The sequence below is a fragment of the Fluoribacter dumoffii NY 23 genome, from assembly GCF_000236165.1.
Lineage (GTDB): Bacteria > Pseudomonadota > Gammaproteobacteria > Legionellales > Legionellaceae > Legionella > Legionella dumoffii.
In genome coordinates this window covers 1,929,296-1,949,880 of record NZ_CM001373.1, presented here as the reverse complement: position 1 = coordinate 1,949,880, position 20,585 = coordinate 1,929,296, and the positions used below count along the sequence as shown (strand labels likewise).

The window sequence follows — 20,585 nt, the reverse complement described above, 5'->3', positions numbered from 1 at the left end:
TACCGGATAGTCCGGGACTTTATCTTTTCCTTGGCTCTTCATATCCAAAAAGAGTTGCATGCTTCCCTGAATGCATCTTTTAGTATAATTTTAGGATAACCCACTAATCCACCTAAAACTCTTCAAAATGTATTTCGAATCAGATCAATTAATTTTTTCCCCCTCGGATCTTACTCAATTTATGGAAAGTCCCTTTGTCTCGTGGATAGAGCATCTTGCAGTGATTCATCCTGATTTGTTACCTGCACCTGATGAGAAAGATCAATTAATTGACGTATTGCAGCATTTGGGAAACCAACATGAGTTAGAGCTGCTCAGCCAATTTGAAGACCAAGCATGTTCTGTGGTTAATTTGCGTGAGCAGGCAAATTCCTATGAGTCTACCTTGAAGGCAATGGAAAATGGGGCAGATGTGATTTATCAAGCCCATTTACAATTCTTTCCCTTCCAGGGCTATGCGGATTTTTTAATTAAGGTAGCGGGTAAGAGCCGGTTTGGGGATTACTGTTATGAAGTTTGGGATACCAAGTGGGCCAAATCAGTAAAACCTGGATTTTTGCTGCAATTGTGTTGTTATGCAGAAATGCTCGAAACAATGCAAGGATCTGCTACGGAATACATCACTGTTGTATTAGGAGACAAGGAACAGAAACGCTTTCGCACGGCAGATTATTATTATTTTTATCAAAATCTGAAACAACAGTTTTTATTGGCACATCAAAATTTTGATCCGGCCTCCTGTCCTGATCCTGCTGCGTCTAAAAATTGGGGACGGTGGACTAATTACGCCCAAGAGTTATTAACCAAGGCAGATCATTTAATCCAGGTCGCAAATATTACCTCAGGACAAATTAAAAAACTGCATCAAGCAGGAATTAATACCATGACCGCTTTAGCCCAGGCAAAAATTTCCTCGATAAAAGGGGTTAAGCCTGAACGATTCATGCGTTTGCAAGCCCAAGCTAAAATTCAAAAGGAAAGCAGCGGAAAGGAAATTCCCTTGTATCAGTTGTTTTCTCATGTTCCAGGACAAAAACAAGGTTTGGCTTTGTTGCCGCCTGCATCCCCCAAGGATGTTTTTTTTGATATTGAAGGGTTTCCTCTGGAAGAGGGGGGCTTGGAGTATCTTTGGGGCATAACCTATTTTGATGAAAAGGCAAAGCGTCAGTATAAAGATTTTTGGGCACATAACCGCGAGCAGGAGAAAGCAGCCTTTCAAGCATTCGTACAGTGGGTATACCAACGTTGGCAAGAAGAGCCGCAGATGCATATTTATCATTATGCCAATTATGAAATTTCTGCCTGTCGCCGTTTAATGGGACGTTATGGGGTTTGTGAGGTGGAAATCGATCAGCTCTTGCGCCATGAAGTGTTTGTTGATTTATATAAAATTGTAAAAGCGTCCATGATTATTGGCGAACCTCGTTATTCCATTAAAAATATTGAGCATTTATACCGGGGCAAGCGAGATACGGCGGTGGGGTCTGGGGGGGATTCCGTAGTTGTTTATGAACATTGGCGAGAACATCCTGATGGGGAACATTGGCACACCTCCAAAATACTAAATGATCTCCGCGCCTACAATATGGATGATTGCAATTCCACGCAGGAATTGGTGGATTGGCTCAGGGAAAGGCAAAAAGAAGAAGGCATAATATATTTGGGTAACAGCGAACCTGTTGAAGTGAAGCCCAAAGAAGACTTGGGTGAGCATATCCAATTGCGCGATCGGTTATTGATGCAAGCAGAACATTTAAAAACAGCAGCGAACATGCAATTAGCGAAAATCCATTTAATTTTCGCCTGGTCTATTGAGTTTCATCGACGTGAAGCGAAACCTGTATTTTGGCGTATGTTTGAGCGATTGGGTTTAACCCGGGAAGAATTATTTGATGATATTGATTGTTTGGCTTATTGTCGGCGCACTCCCAAACTTCCTTATAAGCCGAGGCCAAAATCACGCAATTTAGCCTATGAATATTTTTTTGATCCGCAACAGGAGTTTAAAGGAAGTGCCAAGCAATATTATGTTTTGGGCGAAAAAACCGAAGGGGGGAAAACATTAACTGCGGCATATTGTGAAGACGATAGTGATTTGGAGCAGGGAATTATTGTTCTACAAATGCAAAAAGAGCCTACTGATCCAGTGACTTTAATCCCCAATGAATTTGTTGACCCTCATTCGATTCCCAAGGCAATTGCAAAGCAGGCCGCCGCATTTGAACAAGGGATGCTGGAAAACACTGCCCTACTTGATTTTTTGGGGAGAGCTTATCCACGAATTAAAGATCACCCCCCAGGAGCGCCTATAGCCCCAAGCCACCATCCGGATGAACGGTTAGCACAAATTACTCATGCGGTTTTAAATCTGAATAATAGTTATCTTACCTTACAAGGACCACCGGGAGCTGGAAAAACCTTTACAGGAAGACATCTGATTGCAGAACTGGTACGAAGAGGAAAAAAAATAGGTATTTCATCAAACAGCCATAAGGCAATCAATAATTTGTTGGTAAAGACTGCTGATTATTGTAACCAACAAGGAATAAAAGGTTTTTTTGCCTGTGCCCGAAATACCGATGGGCAAATTGACGATTTGAATATTACCCTACTGGATAATGAACAGATAATCGAATTCATTCAACCAGGGTGTGTTATAGGCACAACAGCATGGGGCTTTACCAGAGAAGAATTGGCAGATTCGTTTGATTATCTATTCATTGATGAAGCAGGACAAGTCTGTGTTGCCAATTTAATTGCGATGAGCCGTTCTACCCGCAATATTATTTTAATGGGCGATCAAATGCAGTTAGGGCAACCTTCACAAGGAAGCCATCCTGACGAAAGTGGTTTATCGGTATTAGATTATTTACTGCATACAACGCCTACCATTCCAGATTCTTTGGGGGTTTTTCTAGGTACTACCTACAGAATGCATCCGTCAGTCAATGAGTTTATCAGCGAGGCCATCTATGAAGGGAAATTAGAGACCGCACCTGGAAACGCCCAGCAGTTAATAAGTGTACCTGAGGGATATTGGGGAAGGTTGAATAAAGAAGCAGGAATTATTCCCATCCCCGTTTTCCATGAGGGCAATACACAAGCCAGTGATGAGGAAGTGGAGCAGATTGTATTATTAACCCAGGAACTTTTGGGTAGAACATTTAAAGAAAAGGATGGAGTTCAAAGAATCATCGGCTGGAATGATATTCTTTTTGTTGCTCCCTACAACCATCAGGTGAGTAAATTAAAAATTGCCCTTGGTGAACAGGCTAGAGTAGGAAGTGTGGATAAATTTCAGGGACAGGAAGCCCCGATTGTTTTTTTAAGCATGTGTACGAGTAATGTGGAGGAGTCACCGCGGGGCCTTAATTTTCTCTTTGATAAAAACAGGATCAATGTCGCCGTCTCAAGGGCCCAGTGTTTGGCGATTGTGGTGTATTCGCCTACACTATTGCAAGCCACTCCAACCAATGTTGAACAAATTGCAATGATGAATATTTTTTGCCGTCTGGTGAAAAACTGAATCCTTACAGCTACTATGCTCTCTTAAATTAAATCCTTTTATTTTTGAGCCAAAATAAGGGAGCAGTAGGAGAAAGGGGGTTTAGGCTCATCATTGGGTTGGATAATGGTAAAACCAATATCGTGTAACATCTGGCGATAGGCTGCAGTTGTTTTCATGACATTCGGGGTAAAATCATCATGAAAAATATAGCGATATTCTGAGGCAAGGCATCGATCATGATTTTCTTCTTTATAATATTCACAAATCCCTACAAAGCCATTTTTAGGTAGTGCCTGATAAGCCATTTTTAATAATTTTCTATCGGTCGCCTCATCCCAATCAAAAAGGACGCGGGTAAACAAGATGAGATCGAAGCCTTTAGGGAATTCATTTTCTTCTATGAAATTCCCTTCAATAACCCGGACTCGATCATTTAAATTTTTGGATGCAACCGTTCTTCTTGCCATTTGAGCTGGCATAGGCAAATTGTAAACTGCAGCTTTTAAATGAGGATGTGCCGTGGCAAAAGCACAAGCCATTGTCCCGTCGCCACCGCCTACATCAAGAACTGCTTTGATTTTATTGAAATTTATGTGCTCTAAAATACAGTTGATGGGTTGTTCTGCCGTCCTGTGCATCCAGTCTTCAAGCCATAACACCTCGGAATGTTTTTTGGGCGGCCAGGAAACACTGGTTTTGACTTTGCCATAACGCAATACATCGATCAGGTTTTCTTCCGAAGCCACCATCCAGCTCAAGAAAAAAAACTGCATTTCCCACCAGCGATCGCTGTGCATCAGTTTAATAAAACCCTCGGGAAGTTCATAGGCAGGTTGATTATCAATCATTATTTTTCTTAAAAAATGTTCGGAGGTGAGCAGATACAACCATTTTTTTGCCCGCAGCGGCATAAGTCCAAGTTTTTCAATAATATCCTGTTCCAAAACGTAGTAATTGTTTTCAAACAAAGCAAATACATTAAGGCTGAACATAGTTTCCACAAGTTTTAGTCGCGCCCCTTCTGCAAAGAGCGAAAAATAATTCGCATAAAAGTCGTAATTACCTTCTTCTGGTTGATTTGCGACTTCGGGTACATCCATGTTGTTTTGCAGGACACCCTCATTTTTGGAGGGCAGCCAGGATTTGAACCATGACATTATCATTTTTCAGGTGGATTTATTGAGGGAGTAATAAAAGCAAGCATAAAAAAGAAAAAGCTATTCCGCAATAGGCTGACGGCTTTACACATGAAGCAGATGAGATTATTTTTTCGCCAAAATTAAAGAATAATCAAGAGGATGCTTTTCCTCTGCATCGGCTTTGAGAGGAATTACTGTGAATCCAATATCATCTAACATGCTGAAGTACTCTTCTTTGGTTTTCATCACATGGGCTGCAAAATCATCATTAAAAAGATACCGATATTCGCAGGTAAAGCAAACATCGTGATTGTAATTCTTAAAAAATTCACAAATAGCGACCAGTCCGTTTTTGGGTAAAGCCTGGTAGGCCATTGTTAACAATTTTCTATTGACCTGTTCATTCCAGTCAAAAAGAACGCGTGCAAATAAAATGAGATCGAATCCGGTGGGAAATTCGTTGTCCTCAAGAAAATTTCCTTCGATGACCTGGACGCGATCGCTCAACTGTTTCGCCGCAATATTTTCTCTTGCCATCTGTGCTGATAAAGGCAGGTTGTATACCGCAGCTTTTAAATGAGGATGTGCTGTCGCAAAAGCGCAAGACATTGTTCCATCGCCACCGCCTACATCCAAAAGAGTAGTTACTTTTTGAAAATTAATGTGCTCCAGGATGCATTCAATGGTTGCGGTTGAAGTGTTTTTCATCCAATTCTCAAGCCAGTTTGCATGAGAATCTGTTTTTGGCGGCCAGGGGGCCGTTCGTTTGATTTTGCCAAAACGCAAAACATCCGCCAAGTTTTCCTCTTCGGTTTCAATCCAGCTATTAAAGAAAAACTGCATTCCCCACCACCGATGGCTGTGGATGAGCTTGATAAACCCGGGGGGTAACCGGTAGGCGGGTTGATTATTAATCGTTGTTTTTACCAAATAGCCTTCACTGCTGAGCAGATGCAGCCATTTTTTGGCTCTAATAGGCATTAACCCCAGTTTTTCAATAATCTCGCGTTCCGGAACTGAAGAATCATCTTCAAACAGGACAAACAAATTAAGGCCGAACATCGCTTGAATGAGTTTGAGCTTTGCCCCTTTGGCAATCAGTGAGAAATAATCGGCATAAAATTCGGCATTAGGTGAATTACTCTGCGACTCAGCTAAAGGAAGGTTTTTTTCTGGAGGTTCACTGATTGTGGGTTTGGTAAACCATGAGGTGATTTTTTTCATCTGTTTGTCAGTATTGGGCTGATAGAAGAAGCATAAAAAAGAAAATACTATTTCGCAATAAGAAAGAATAATATCAACCACATGCTCGTTTGTATTTTATCTTTGACTATTCATTAGTTCGTGCAGTTGAGTTAAAAGCAGATCATGTACTTTTTTCTTCATTTGCGTACTCAGCATCACTACAAAATGCGGACCCATATTATAGACTCTTAAAAAGGCCACTTTCTTTTTTCCCGAAACATTTGCCGAGTTCTCGGGCAGTGTCTCATTTATTGATTTGTCCCAGTCAATGTATTTGTTTTGGATGTATTCATCCTCGGTAATTTTATTAATGTAGGTATAAACCAATCGATAACGCTGATGTCGGGGGGACATAAACCGCTGATTGATAATTTCATTCTCCCATATTTCCACAAGCCGGGTATAACTCATATTTTTAAAATAAAGAGTAAAGTTGTCTTTGATTTGGGCGGCAAATTCTTGTGTGGTTAAATTTTTGTTATTGAAAAATACAGGCAACCCGGTGGCCAGATTGCCTATCAGCTCTTTGATATGGGGAATAGGTAAATTGCGGTTGGAAAAACTCATGTAAAAAAATAATTTATTTACCCCGGCTATTTGCGAAATCATTTGATGGAACACCAAAGCAAAAATAACACTGTAAGGGGAATCTTGAATTTGGTGTTGATGGGCAAACTGGTCTACCCATTTTTTTTCCAGGGTAAAACAGGTATTTCTATTTTCCAAAGTTCCTTGAAAAAGAGGTTCCAGGTGATTGTATTCATAAGGGTTAATTTGCGAGAGTCTAGTTTTTAGCTCCCTAAGAGTATTTTTAGTATGTTCCCGGAATTCAGCTGCCCGGTTCAGGGCGTTAATTTCCTCTTCTTGATTGATGCATTTTATTTCATGAGTTCCTTCGTATCTGCGAAAAATTTCTTCGCGCACTAATGCTGCAGACCATCCGTCAAGGGCGATATGATGATAGGCCATTATCAAAAAGTAATGATTTTTTTTCTTTTGAACATAAATTCTGACCAGTCGGTCGGCATGAACTGTTGTGATAAGGCGCTGCAGTTCTTTTTTTGAAAAGAATATAGGAGCTCTTAAATTAAAATCCGTTTGCATGCCGGCACTGACAAAGAAATAGTCAGAATCAATCCACTTTAATTTGCTGTTCAACATAAAGTGGTTGGCGAGGGTATCAGCGATAGCAATTTCCAACTGCCTTATATCAGAGATTCCTTGCAGACAAAGGGATGCTATAATACACAGACTTTGATCAAAATGTTCATCCAGCTCTTTGGAATAAAAGCCTCGTTGGAGCGGGTTTAGCATGACCTTATTTTGCGGGCTTGCATGGGTTAAGTTCAGCTCTACAAGGCAGGAACCAATGTCTGCGATTCGCATTTCATTGTGAATTTTGGCAACATCCAGCCATTTTCCAGTTATTCTCAGGAATTCCTCGGCCATTTCCAGATAATCAATCGATTCAAGACCTAAATCAACAATTTTCCTTTCGATATCAATAGGTTGTCTATCAAAAAAGCGTGTAAAATACTCAAATATAAATTTTGCATCTTGAGGAGTAAATTTTTTCTTCAATAAAAAATAATTGATTTTTCCACTCGATGTCAGCGGAATTTCCCGGGTAAAAATATATTCATTGGGATGCATGTAATTAGGAAAATGTGACTTGAGAAAAAATTTTATTTGCTTAAGGAGAGCGTCGTCAGGAAGCGTTTTTATGACCAGGTAGATTTTATTTTCATTTTCTTCATCGGAAAAAGTAATAAAATCCAGCTCTGGAAAAGATTTTTTTAAAGCAAATTCAAGCTCATCCAAATTAATAAGCTGAGCGTATCGTTTAATAAGACGTTGCGAGCGCGAACAAAAAAATAATTCTTTTCTCTGGTTTATTTCTTCGAGTTTGACAAAATCTTTGGTTCTCAGATAACGGCGGTTGTTGATGGTGATGTAGTGATGATGGGTCAGGTCTTCATCAAAGTACGCAGTGGATAATGCTCCGGCGATACATAATTCATAGCCTCTAGCATCTGGTAATAATTTATAATCACAGCCCGCTCTGAGTTGTCCCAGGTGAAGCCGTTCCTGTTCTGCAAGCGGTGCGTTTATCCTTTTGTAAAAGGGTAATAAGCATTCCGTGGAACCATATAAATTATAAAAAACAGTCTCAGTATTTATTTCAGCAAACCAGCGATTAATTGGCTCAATGTCGATGGGCTCACCGCTTAAAAGGACAAGACGCACGGGGAAGAGGTGGTGAAGCAGTTGGGTTCTTTTCAGCTGATTCATTAACAGTTTAAAAAAAGTGGGCGTCAAGTTAAGTACCGTGATCTGGTGATGAATGAGTGCCTTGGTCATCCATTGCAATTTGTTGGGGGAGTTGCCGCCAATAAAGGTGATGTTTGCTCCTGCAATCGCAGGTACAAACAGGGGGCGCAATGAAGCAATAAATGAAAGTTCTGAGATGAATAGAACGTGATCTTCCGGATTTATTCTGAATTCATCAAGACACCAGGATAAATAATTATGAATGGTGTGGTACTGATAATGGACTGCTTTGGGAAGGCCCATTGTTCCCGAGGTAAACAGTACAATTCCCGGGATGATGCAGGCCGTTTGCTGAATTTTCGGCAAATAATAAAAAAAGGTTTTATTCTTGGGCTGGAGCAGTTTGTTTTTAAACCCCTCGGCGAATTGGGTAATAAGGTGAGGGTGAATCCACAATAAATCGACTTGATAGGTCTTTAAATACACTTCCAGTAACTCGGATGAAGAGGAGGTATGTAGAGGGATATAAGTTTTATTGGACAGCACCAACGCATAACAGAGGCATAAGGCTTCAACGGAAGGCGGGCTCATGATCATGACTGAATGGATATTCAATTGTTCAATCCAGTCTATATAGTCCAGGATTTTTTCCAGACACTGTTCTCTTTTGAAAGTTGAACCCCCTTCAGTTAACGAAAAATTAGTGTCTGGAGCGAATAACTTCAGGGCTAAAGTTTTTGCCAGGTCATTCTGCATCGCATTGAGTGAAATCAACTTCATTTACCCCGTTTATCCCAAGATGATAAAGTAGCCGAGCTACTAAACCCTTTATTTTAAATTTTAGGGGGACTTTATGTGTTTTTCCAACCCATTAAAACGGCATCCAGTGACAAAAATCATCTGAAAATCGCCGTTTTTTTTTCGCAGTGTCTTTTTTTGTGCTATTAAGTTAAATAGAAAGCTCTTGAGATGAACATTCAGTTCTCAGAACTTGTTGGGGATCGATGAATAAGCAATAGAAGAAAAATTCAGTTCCATAAGAGTGGTACCTATCACACAAAAGATAACCAATACCTTGTTATAAGTCCCTATTATTGCTATTTTTTATTTTGGTAACAGCGCGGGAATTATGCCCCATGTGGAGTGTTAAGGTGGTAAAAAATAACCAGGAAAATAATGTAACCGATATTCTTAATGAACCTCTTGCAATCATTGGAATGAATTGCCAGTTTCCTGGGGTTGATTCAGATGTAGAAGATGTTGAGGCATTTTTCGCAATGTTGCTTAAAGGGACTTCGCCTATCAAAGAAGTGCCTAAAAGCCGTTGGAATGTTGACGAGTATTATGATCCGAATCGCGAGAGAGCGGATAAAATAATCGGCCGTAAAGGAGGCTTTCTCAATAATCCGCAATTATTTGATGCTCCTTTTTTCAAAATCTCTACAGTTGAAGCCAAACAAATGGATCCCCAACACCGTTTGTTTTTAGAGGTAGCTGTTCGCGCTTTAAACCATGCCAACATCACCCTTGGCTCTTTAAATGATACCCATACAGGGGTTTTTTATGGCACTTCCGCTCAGGATTACAGCCAATTAAATTATAAAGACCATATCGAGTTTAATGCCTATACGCAAATTGGGGCAGCAAGCAGTGCTGCGGCAGGAAGGCTCTCCCATTTTCTAAATTTAAAAGGCCCCAGCATGGCGGTGGATACAGCCTGCTCTTCTTCCTTGGCAGCACTTTATCTTGCTGCAACTTCATTAAGGACCAGGCAATGTTCGATGGCAATAGTCGGCGGGGTGCACCTGAATCTTTGTCCTGAAAACTTTATAGGGCTTACCAAAGCCAATATGTTGTCCGCCACGGATAAATGCAGCAGTTTTGATGTGCATGCAGATGGTTTTGTCCGGAGTGAGGGTTGTGGTGTTGTTATTGTCAAGCGTTTAAGCGATGCCTTGAAAGACAAGGATACAATTCATGCCCTACTTAAAAGCATTGTGATGAATCAGGATGGCGATGATGGAACCGTTCTCGTCGCACCTAACATCCAGGCACAAATTGCCCTGCATCAAGAAGTATTGGCGCAAGCGCATTTGACGGCAAATGATATTGATTACATTGAAACCCATGGAACCGGTACGGTTGTAGGTGATTCAGTCGAATTTAATGCAATTAAACACATCCATCAAGGATGCCATACCCAAGAGCAACCGCTGATTCTGGGTGCTTTAAAAAGTAATATGGGACACAGTATCGCCTCATCGGGGGTAGCATCGCTAATCAAAGCGATTGCTTCGTTAAAACATGAAACAATCCCGCCCAACTTGCATTATTCACAACCTAATAAAGCCATAGATCCGGAAAGCATCCCTGTGTTTTTCCCTATACAAGCTACACGCTTTAAGAAATCTACAAAGAAAAAGAGGTATGTACAAATATCTAACTTTGGTTTTAGCGGCACTAATGTCAGTGCCATCATTGAAGAATCCGATCATCTCCCCCCGCAGCCAACGGGCCCTGATCACAAACAAGCAAATTGTTTTGTCCTCTCAGCCCAGAGCGAGCATTCTTTAAAGCACCTCCTAAAGCAATATCCCTCTTATCTTCAAGGCACTTCGGCATCTTTGCAGGATATTTGTGTCACCTTAATCAATTGTCGCGACCATTTTAAATACCGTTGTGCAATAATTGCTGAGGATAAAGAGGATTTAGGGCGAAAAATTGCAGCGCAGGATTATGAAATCAAAAAAGCTGCAGTAAAAAAAGAGCCTCATGTTTTGAGGGATCTCGATGCGGTGCGAATTCAGGAAGCTTTTCTTAGCGGTTTTAACATCAAAATTGATGCCGATGAACTTGCCTCCAGGAAAGTTGAATTACCTCTTTATTGTTTTGATAGAAAGTCCTATTGGCATGAGCCGAGAAAAATGAATGTGCTTGACTCTCTGCGTCAACAATCCAAAGAGCAACAAATAGAATCAATCAAAGCACAGTTGGCAAAGCAAATAAAATCTTTTTTAAAAAAGGAATCGATCGAAGAAGATCAGGATTTTGGTTCTTTGGGTTTCAATCAGGAATCATTGGCAGAGCTTGAGCAAACTCTTTATGAGATGTTCTCTTATAAAATGCCGATTCCTGCTTTCTTGACCCTGGACAAATTAGCCCGGCATGTACAACAAGTCTTAATGCCAGAACCGGTATTTCGTCAACCCGCAGTTCAAGTACTCAACAACGAACCCATTGCAATTATTGGCATGAGTTGCCGTTTTCCCAAAGCAGGGAACATCGATGAATTTTTATCTTTATTGGAACTCGGCGAAAGCGGCATGTCTGATATTCCCCTGGAGCGCTGGGATAATGAAAAATTTTATGATCCAGACGTCAATGCTTTGGGACGACTCTACATCAAGCAACTGGGTTTAATCGAGAATATTAAAAATTTTGATGCGGATTTTTTTAATATCAGTCCCCGCGAAGCCAAACTCATGTCACCCCAATTAAGGGTCTTTCTGGAAACGAGTTATCATGCCCTGGAAGATGCCAATCTCCCCCTGTCTGCAATAAAGGACAGTAAAACCGGAGTTTTTGTGGGTTGCGGTACAAATGAGTATCCGCGATTATTGGCTGGCCTGGGTGTAGGTTTGGAAGATCTCAATATTTATTTCGCCACAGGTAATGTTTTAAATGCGATACCCGGTCGAGTGGCATATGCCTTTGATTTTCATGGGCCAATCCAGGCTATTGATACAGCATGTTCCTCATCGATGACTGCCATTCATGATGCATGCCTGAGTTTGCAAAATGGCGATTGTGATATGGCACTTGCCGGCGGTGTAAATATATTGTTGGCCCCAGACTCCAACATAACCCTTTCCAAAGCCAGGATGTTATCCCCTGAAAGCCGTTGCAAAACGTTCAGTGAGGATGCGGATGGTTATGCACGCAGTGAAGGATGTGGCGTGATTGTTTTAAAACGCTTAAGTTCTGCTTTGAAAGACAACGATACGATTCTTGCAGTAATCAAAGGGACCTCGATTAATAGTGATGGTAAGAGCGGTGGTTTTACCGTTCCGAACGGGATTGCCCAGGAAGAAGTAATCCGCAGTGCACTTGCTAAAGCAAAATTATCACCTGAGGAAGTGGATTACATCGAGGCACATGGTACGGGTACGCCGCTGGCCGATCCTATCGAAGCAAATACGCTGGGTAAAATTTTCAGCGATTACCACAGCCTCGAAAATCCACTTTATATGAGCTCGGTAAAAACGAATATAGGCCATTCCGAGAGTGCTTCTGGTGTGGCTGGCGTTATCAAGGCGGTTTTAAGTTTAAAAACCCATAAGTTATTCAAACACCTTAACTTTAAAAAATTAAACCCTGCCATTGAATTGAAGAATACAGTCATTCCCTTGGGTACCATGGAATGGCCTAAGAAAGAAGGTTTACGAAGTGCGGGTGTGAGTTCATTTGGATTTAGCGGCGCTAATGCCCATATCGTCTTGCAAGAAGCACCACCCGCAGAAACACAGGAGCGCATCCTCCCGCAGGAATCGTTATTGGTACTTTCTGCGAAAAGCAAAAAAGCACTTGAATTACTTTTAGTAAGTTATCAGAAATATCTTGCGAATACTCCTGAAGAGTTTGCAGACATTTGCTATACGGCGGCAACCTGTCGCAGTCATTTTTTATTTCGCACTGCCATTCAGGCGCGTACAGCGAAAGAGGCAGCCGCTCTTATGGAAAAAGGTGAATACACCATCCATGCAATTAAAAAGGAAAAAGCCAATCCATTTCCGTTGCAGCGCCGCGAATCCTTAGCGCAATTACAGTCGGATTATCAAGCAGGCTTTATGATTAACTGGGTTGAGTTCTACCAGTCATTCAATACCCAATTTAGGAAAGTGAAACTCCCGTTATACGAATTTGCCCGCGAAGAATATTGGTTTGAAACCAAAGATAAATTAAAAGATGCTCCTTTGCCTAAAGACTGGTGCTTTCAATTACAATGGCAGCAACAACCTTGTACTCGAAATAACCGTAAAAACCAGGGTAATAACTGGCTTCTCATTGGGGCGCCCCATCTTGCCCCCCGTCTTAAAGCACAGGGATTGGATATTGTTCTTGAGGATGAAAACCCTCCATTAGAGCAATTGGATGGGATTATTTTTGCAATGGGACTGGATGCGCCAACAACAACAGCTATTGAAACCAGTATCGAGTTTCAAAAGAATTCCATAAAAAAACTTTTAGCTGTGGTTAAAGAACTCGACAGTAAAGCCCTAGCTCCACAGTTGATTGTGCTCACAACCCAGGCGATCGCCGAGCTTGCAGCAGGGGAAATTAACCTGAGTAACAGCCCGCTTATTGGATTTTGCCGAACTTTAGTTTTGGAATTGCCGCAATTTAATACGGTCGTGATTGATGCAGAACAAACCGAGGATGAAAATTATCCCGGGTACATCGTGGATGAAATTAGGCATAATTACGAACAATGGTATGAACATGTAGTTGCTTATCGCGAGGGTAGGCGTCTTGTTGCCCGTTTGAAAAAAACCAAACTGTTGGATAGAAGGCGCTCTTTATACGGAGAAGGCCGCTATCTGATTACTGGTGGTTGTGGGGGATTAGGTCTGGTGACTGCCCAGGCTTTGCTTTCATCCGGTGCGCGGGAGATTATCCTTACCTCAAGGAATGCGGATAAACCTGCGATAAAAGAAGCCATCAAAAAAATTCAATACAATTATACCGGCCGCATCATCCGTACTGTAAGTGTTGATGTGACTGACAAAGAAAAAATGCGGCAGTTACTGGAAGAATTAAATGCCGATGGTTTGCTGAAAGGAATAATTCATGCGGCGGGAGCGGCGGTTAAAGCTTCCTTGCTTGACCATGAGGATAAAGATGTAGATTATCTATTTGCTGCCAAAGTCCAGGGAAGCTGGTATTTGCATGAGTTGAGTAAGCCTTTTGAGCTCGATTTCTTTGTTGTCTACTCTTCGATTTCCTCTGTATTTGGAAGTAATAAAGAATCTGTTTACAGTGGAACAAACAGTTTCCTTGATGCCTTAATTGCTGAACGTCAACGTTTGGGTTTGGTCGGAACCGCCATTGAATGGGGGCCTTGGGGCGAGGCAGGGATGGCGAAAAAACGCTCTCAGGATCAAAGTTTAAAAAACTCTTTAATGAGTAATGAACAAGGCTATACCTTCATTAAAATTCTTATCAACGATCAGATTGGCCACGCTGCCATTATTTCGCCCGAATACCTCAAGTTTATGCTGGATTTTGTTCCCAAGCCTGTACCTGCTTTCCATAAATATTTAGCCGATGAACTGATTGGGACAGAGCAAGCTGCCAATAAAGATTTGACGCCATGGCTTGATGACTATCTTCAATTAAATGAGGAAAACCGTTTCCAGGCCTGCAAAAATTTGGTGTGTGCGATATGTAATGACATTCTTGAAATAACCAATGCAGAAGACCTGGACGATGATGAAGGGTTTTTTGAATTGGGTTTTGACTCATTAATGATCACTGAGCTGGCAAGCAAGCTTAAGGAAAAACTGGCACCCACACTTAAAGTGACGGCTACCATAGGTTTTGATTATCCTTCCATCAACAAACTTGCACGGCATATGGAATCAGAACTTAACAGGCATCTGATTGCCAAACCTTCATCCAAAACGGAGACTGAACAAGAGGAAGATTCTATAGCCATTATTGGAATGAGCTGTACGTTTCCTAATGCCCCTGACATTGCCGCCTTTGAGGCTTTGCTTGAAGAGGGTAAAAACGGCATGCGTGATATTCCAATTGAGCGTTGGGATAATCGAAAATATTACGATCCGGACGTGGATGCGCCGGGAAAATCCTATGTGAATAAATTGGGCTTAATCGAAAATATTAAATGTTTCGATGCCAATTTTTTTGGAATAAGCCCGCGCGAAGCGAAATTAATGGAACCTCAGCAACGCATCTTTTTGGAATGTTCCTATAAGGCTTTGGAGAATGCGAATTATTTACCTGAGTCATTGCGCGGGAGTATGACCGGAGTATTTGCAGGTGTAGGGCCCAATGAATATTACGCGCAATTGGAAAAAGCAGGCTTCTCCAATGAAGAGTTAAGTGTTTATTCCATTACCGGAAATGTCTCCAATCTTATCCCGGGACGGGTAGCGTATACTTTTGATTTTAAAGGGCCCTCTATCAGTGTGGATACTGCATGCTCTTCTTCATTAGTCGCCATTCATTATGCATGTCAGAGTTTAAAAAATCGGGAAATTGATTATGCACTGGCTGGCGGGGTAAATGTATTGTTGTCGCCTGAGTCAAATATTACTTTATGTAAAGCCAAGGCTTTAGCCCCTGATGGTTATTGTAAAACTTTTGATGAACATGCAGATGGTTATGCGCGTGCAGAAGGCTGCGGTATCCTCTTCCTTAAACGGTTAACGGATGCCCTGCGTGATAAAGACAATATTCTGGCAGTCATTAAAGCGTCTGCCGTAAACAGTGACGGGCGATCTGCGGGATTGACTGTTCCCAATGGCAAAAGCCAGGAAGAAGTCATGATGAAGGCTTTAAGCCAAACTGACTTATCCAGTAGTGATATCAGCTATATTGAGGCGCATGGAACGGGTACATCCCTGGGAGATCCCATAGAAGTTCATGCAATCAACCAGGTTTATGGGAAGGGGCACTCTCAGGATAATCCCCTGTACCTTGGAGCAGTTAAAACCAATATCGGCCATCTTGAAAGTGCTGCTGGTGTCGCGAGTGTTATTAAAACCGTTATCAGTTTGCAAAAGAAAAAAATTTACAAATTGCTCCATTTTAAAAAATTAAATCCCCATATTCATTTAGGAGATATGCGCCTGCCCTTGCACAAAATTGATTGGGACACAGGCTCCAAGCCAAGATATGCAGGGGTAAATGCCTTTGGTTTTAGTGGTACAAATGCCCATGTTATTTTACAAGAACATCCTAAAGTCGCAGATCAAAAGACGACAGTTGAATCCGGCAAGCTCCAGTTAATGGTGCTTTCTGCCAATTCGCAGCCGGCCCTTGAGCATCTGGCTCAGGAGTATCAGCACTACCTGGCAACCACATCTGAAGAGTTTGGCGATATTTGTTTTACTGCAGCCACATGCCGCGATCATTATCCTTACCGCCTTGCTTTGGCAGCCCATGATGCCCAAGAAGCAAGCCAGATGCTAGAAACAGGCCAGTTTGCCTTGTCACATGGAAAAATCAGTACCCTTGATTTAGACAAGGAACCTGCACTTAGATCCGTGCTGACAGTTTACATGCAAGGTAAACAAGTCGACTGGGTTTTATATTTTAAGAACCAGGACTATGAATACAGGAAAGTAAGCTTGCCTAATTATGTGTTTGATTCTGTAGAATTCTGGATTGACAAGAAAACCTCTAACAAGACATCAGCCGATAGGGTCCATCCTCTTTTAGGGCAAATGTTTTCACTTCCCGGCAATGAATTTTTCTTTAGCAATAAACTGGATTTGGACCATGTAACCTATATCAACCAAAATTTTATTTTTGATAAGGTCATTTTTCCAGCTACGGCATTTATTGAGTCGGGATTGGCAGCTGCCAAACTTATATTAAAGCGTAATTCCTTTTCAATTGAAAAGTTTCACATTGAGCGTCCGTTGTATCCGAAACAAGATCAGGAGTTTCAAGTACACGTAAAACTGAAAAATGACCTCGAATATAAAATCAACATTTTTGCCAAACAAGAGGAAAATTGGCAGTTATATTCTGAAATGGAACTCAATACGCACGTACCGGCTATTACCGAATCCCTTAATATTAATGAATTAAAATCAACTGCGGATCGTCATTTTGAGGGCTCCCAAGTTTATGATTATTTCAACAAAAATGCCCTGTTTTATGGCGAAGAGCTGCGCGTTTTACAAGAGAGTTTTCTTCATGCGGAGAGTGTGCTTTCAAAAGTGGCAGTGATTAAAACCAATCAAGCCCTTGGCTATTATTATCCTCCTGTTTTGCTTGATGGCATTATGCAAAGTATTTTGCTGCTGCGAATGCATCAGAAAGAACACGCAACTTTTGTGCCTTATACTTTTGCCCGAATGACCACAATCCAGGAAGCGCCAAGAAGTGTTTGGATCAATGTAATTCAGAGAGTGTCCAGCCATGAGAATGAATTATGTTTTGATATCAAATTTTATGATAACTCAGGGTTACAGATCGGTGAGATTGAAAAATTTAAACTGAGAAAAGTGACGCAAAGCCATTTTATTCCCTATGAAGCCTATCTCCAGTACTTGTATCAACTCCGATGGAATCCTTTCAAATTTAACGTGCTTGTACAAACGCAAATGCCGGAGCTGCTAGTCATCTCCAATGACGTGGATAAAGCTAAAACCCTGTTAGGGGACCTGGATTATCAGTTAATCAGGAATGTCAACGAATTAGGTCCTATTGAAAATAAAAACATTATTTTTCTCTATCACCAGAGTCAATTTAACGACCTGTTTCATTGTTGCCAAATGATGTTCAAGTCACGGCCTAACCGTTTCATTCTGATTACAGAAAATGCCTATGCCATTCACCCCACAGATAAGGTCAACCCTTATCACACCATGGCTTGCGCTTTTTGGAAAACTTTTAGCAATGAGCTTGAACTGGGTAGTAATTATGCAATCGATTTAGGGGCTAATAGTACTTTGCCGGAAATAGTAAAGTATCTGTTTACTGGCAATAGTGTTGAAAATCAATTTGCAATCCGCGATGGGTATTATATTCCCCGTTTAAAGAAAACGCAGCTTGCAGCAAATCTTGCACAACAAGAGATGTTATTTAAAAGCGATGCAACTTATTTAATCACAGGGGGTACCGGTGCTTTGGCGAAAGCATTGATTGAGTATCTTATCCACCGAGGTGCCCATCATATTGTGATAACCAGCCGATCGGAATGCTCTCCCGAAACCAAGCTGATGATTGATCGTGCCCGGAAAAAACAAGTATTTATTAAACATTATCAAGCAGACGCCAGTAATTATCAGCAAATGGAGCACATCATTGCTGATATTGAACAAAGTTCCAACCGGCTTCAAGGAGTTTTCCACCTTGCCGGTATCGTCCGGGATGGTCTATTGGTGAATTTAACAGATGATGAGATGCAAAGTGTACTTAGTGCAAAAATGGACAGTGCCTTGATTTTGCATCAATTAACCAAAGATATTCCTCTAGATCTGTTTGTTTTATTTTCATCCTCAGCATCCGTACTCGGGGCACGGGGGCAAGCAAACTATGTTGCAGCTAATGGATTTTTGGATGGTTTGGCTTCCCTGCGGCAACATCAAGGTTTACCGGCGCTGACCATTAACTGGGGGCCCTTCCATTCAATAGGAATGACTGCAAATTTGGGACAGGCAATCCAGCAACGAGGGTTTACTTTATTAGATAGAGACAGTATTGATGTGCTTGATGTTTTATTAAAAAGCTCCTTGGTGCAAGTAGCTGTATGTCCTGTAAATTGGGATATTTATTTTAAATACGCACCCAAACAGGCATGGTTGGGAGATCTAATCAAGCATACACTCCCGGCAGATCAGCATTTTTTAATTTCTCTTCGCCAACATTCCAAGGAGGAATGTATCGCAATATTAAGTCAGGCATTGCGTGAAATTGCCATGGAGGTTTTAGGTCTGGATGATATAGAGCAAATCAAGGTTGATGATGGGTTGTTTTCTTTAGGCCTGGACTCACTGATGGCCATAGAAATTCGCAATCGCATTCATGATAAATTGCAATGCCCCACACTCAACCTGTCGATTGAATATTTTATTAACGAACCCAGTGTTGGCAAGATTGCGAAGAATATCGCCGATGAGCTGCATCATCTATTTGATTTTGAAAATAATACAGTACCCCAGGTGTCGGTAAATAGAGTAGGAGAAGAAGTCCCTTTATGTGATTTTCAATACGTTTTTTGGGTGCTCAACAGATTAGACTATCCCTATAATATCGGCACCCGCTTGCAAATTCAGGGAAAATTGAACAAGGATTATGTCGCCCAGGCACTGGATGCTGTTGTGAAGCAAAACAGTGCTTTCTGGTTGCGATTCGACAAGGAAAAGCCCACACAGGTATTAAATAAAAAGGGGCAGTTCGAATTAGTCTATAAAGATATTTCCCTAAATAATAAAGAAAAGGAGCTTGATCAGGAATTTCAAAGCAATATGAAGCGGGAAATTCCTCTCACCCGCCAACCGCTTATCGGGGTCTATCTGTACAAAATTAACAGTGATTTGCATGAGTTACATCTGATTATCCCCCACATTATTGTTGATGGCCCTTCATGCGATTTGATATTGAGCCAGTTTAAAAAATATTATCAGCAACTTGCGCAAGGCCAGCAATTGGTGTTGGAACCCGAAAAAGATTCTTACCTTAATTTTGTTAAAAAAAATAATCACCTTTATGCTGCCAATTTAAAACATAAAATTAATTTTTGGCAGAATTACAACAGGGGATTTAAAATGCTGTATTTGGGGCATAAATATTTTATGCCAGTAGAGAACCAGAAAAAGTATTTATACCATTACCCAATTGATTCACATCGGGCAGAACAATTCATCGAATGGCATCAAGCGAGAAATATCAATGTCAGTACCGGGTTGATTGCTGCCTGCCATCTCGTTTTTTATAAGCTAAGCCATCAGAAAAAAATTCCCTTTATCCAAATACACAGCGGCAGAGAGGGGAGTCAATTTAACTCTGTTGTCGGCATGTTCTCCGAATATAAACGCATAAATATCACCCTGGATGAGCGATTTAGTTTTACTGATTTTATTCGGTCAATTGAGGAGCAACAATTAAAGACCGCCACTTTTCAAAAGTGTTCCCATGTGATTAAAAACAGCGAGTTCAAAGACTCGGGATTAACCATCAGCCATTATTTATTTTATAGCTGGAACAAATTGCGTTTTGCAAAACAATTTAAAAAAACCAAACTGAATTCATTAATAGTTGATTTTTACCTGAAATATCTAAGTTGGGCAGAGGCAATTGGTTTTAATGCCTCGCTTAAAAGAAAATTGAATAAATTATTCCATTTGCATCTGCCTTTGCAAAAACCGGAACGGTTGCGAATCCTTGTGAATATTACGCCCTCGTTTTTTATTAAAGCAATTCCTGATATGGGTTTGACCAACCTTAAATTTCACTATGCAAATCACTTTGGAAGTGAAGACCGTCCTGTAAGCAATCGGTCTCTTTGGGTCTTGTTTTCCAAAAACCAGGAAGGGGAGTACCTCATTTCAATCAATGGCCCAGTCTCGGCGCATTGCAAAGATTTAATTGCACAGGAATTTAATAAGGTAATTGCCAAAATCCTGGAAAATGATGAATGGACCGTTGAAGAATTAATTCAAGGATAA

The 20,585-nt window shown here is 41.0% G+C and carries 5 protein-coding genes; 2 read left to right on the top strand and 3 right to left on the bottom strand.

The genetic code is table 11. The features are described 5' to 3' along the window. Positions 1-127: 127 nt before the first annotated feature. Positions 128-3,526 (top strand): TM0106 family RecB-like putative nuclease, encoded by a 3,399-nt coding sequence (locus KYQ_RS08655; protein WP_019349873.1) that lies wholly within the window; start codon positions 128-130, stop codon positions 3,524-3,526. 38 nt (positions 3,527-3,564) lie between these two features. On the opposite strand, the gene KYQ_RS08650 is transcribed toward KYQ_RS08655, so the two are convergent. From KYQ_RS08650 to KYQ_RS08640, 3 genes are all read right to left on the bottom strand, one after another. Then, the gene (locus tag KYQ_RS08650; protein WP_231294642.1) at positions 3,565-4,608 is read right to left on the bottom strand and encodes a methyltransferase; all 1,044 of its coding nucleotides are present in this window, start codon (positions 4,606-4,608) and stop codon (positions 3,565-3,567) included. A 162-nt stretch (positions 4,609-4,770) separates the two neighbouring features. Then, the gene (locus KYQ_RS08645) at positions 4,771-5,871 is read right to left on the bottom strand and encodes a methyltransferase (protein ID WP_276558985.1); all 1,101 of its coding nucleotides are present in this window, start codon (positions 5,869-5,871) and stop codon (positions 4,771-4,773) included. A gap of 96 nt (positions 5,872-5,967) precedes the next feature. After that, positions 5,968-8,943 carry an AMP-binding protein gene (locus KYQ_RS08640; RefSeq protein WP_010652969.1) on the bottom strand — a complete coding sequence of 992 codons (2,976 nt, stop codon included), beginning with the start codon at positions 8,941-8,943 and terminating at the stop codon, positions 5,968-5,970. Between the two features lie 356 nt (positions 8,944-9,299). Here KYQ_RS08640 and KYQ_RS08635 point away from each other — a divergent pair, with 356 nt between their 5' ends. Then, on the top strand, positions 9,300-20,585 hold the full coding sequence (locus tag KYQ_RS08635; RefSeq protein ID WP_019349872.1) for an SDR family NAD(P)-dependent oxidoreductase: 11,286 nt from the start codon (positions 9,300-9,302) through the stop codon (positions 20,583-20,585).

Coding starts and splice junctions, on each gene's coding strand:
- KYQ_RS08655 (WP_019349873.1), top strand. CDS start 128: ATGTATTTCGAATCAGATCAATTAATTTTTTCCCCCTCGGATCTTACT.
- KYQ_RS08650 (WP_231294642.1), bottom strand. CDS start 4,608: ATGGATGTACCCGAAGTCGCAAATCAACCAGAAGAAGGTAATTACGAC.
- KYQ_RS08645 (WP_276558985.1), bottom strand. CDS start 5,871: ATGAAAAAAATCACCTCATGGTTTACCAAACCCACAATCAGTGAACCT.
- KYQ_RS08640 (WP_010652969.1), bottom strand. CDS start 8,943: ATGAAGTTGATTTCACTCAATGCGATGCAGAATGACCTGGCAAAAACT.
- KYQ_RS08635 (WP_019349872.1), top strand. CDS start 9,300: ATGTGGAGTGTTAAGGTGGTAAAAAATAACCAGGAAAATAATGTAACC.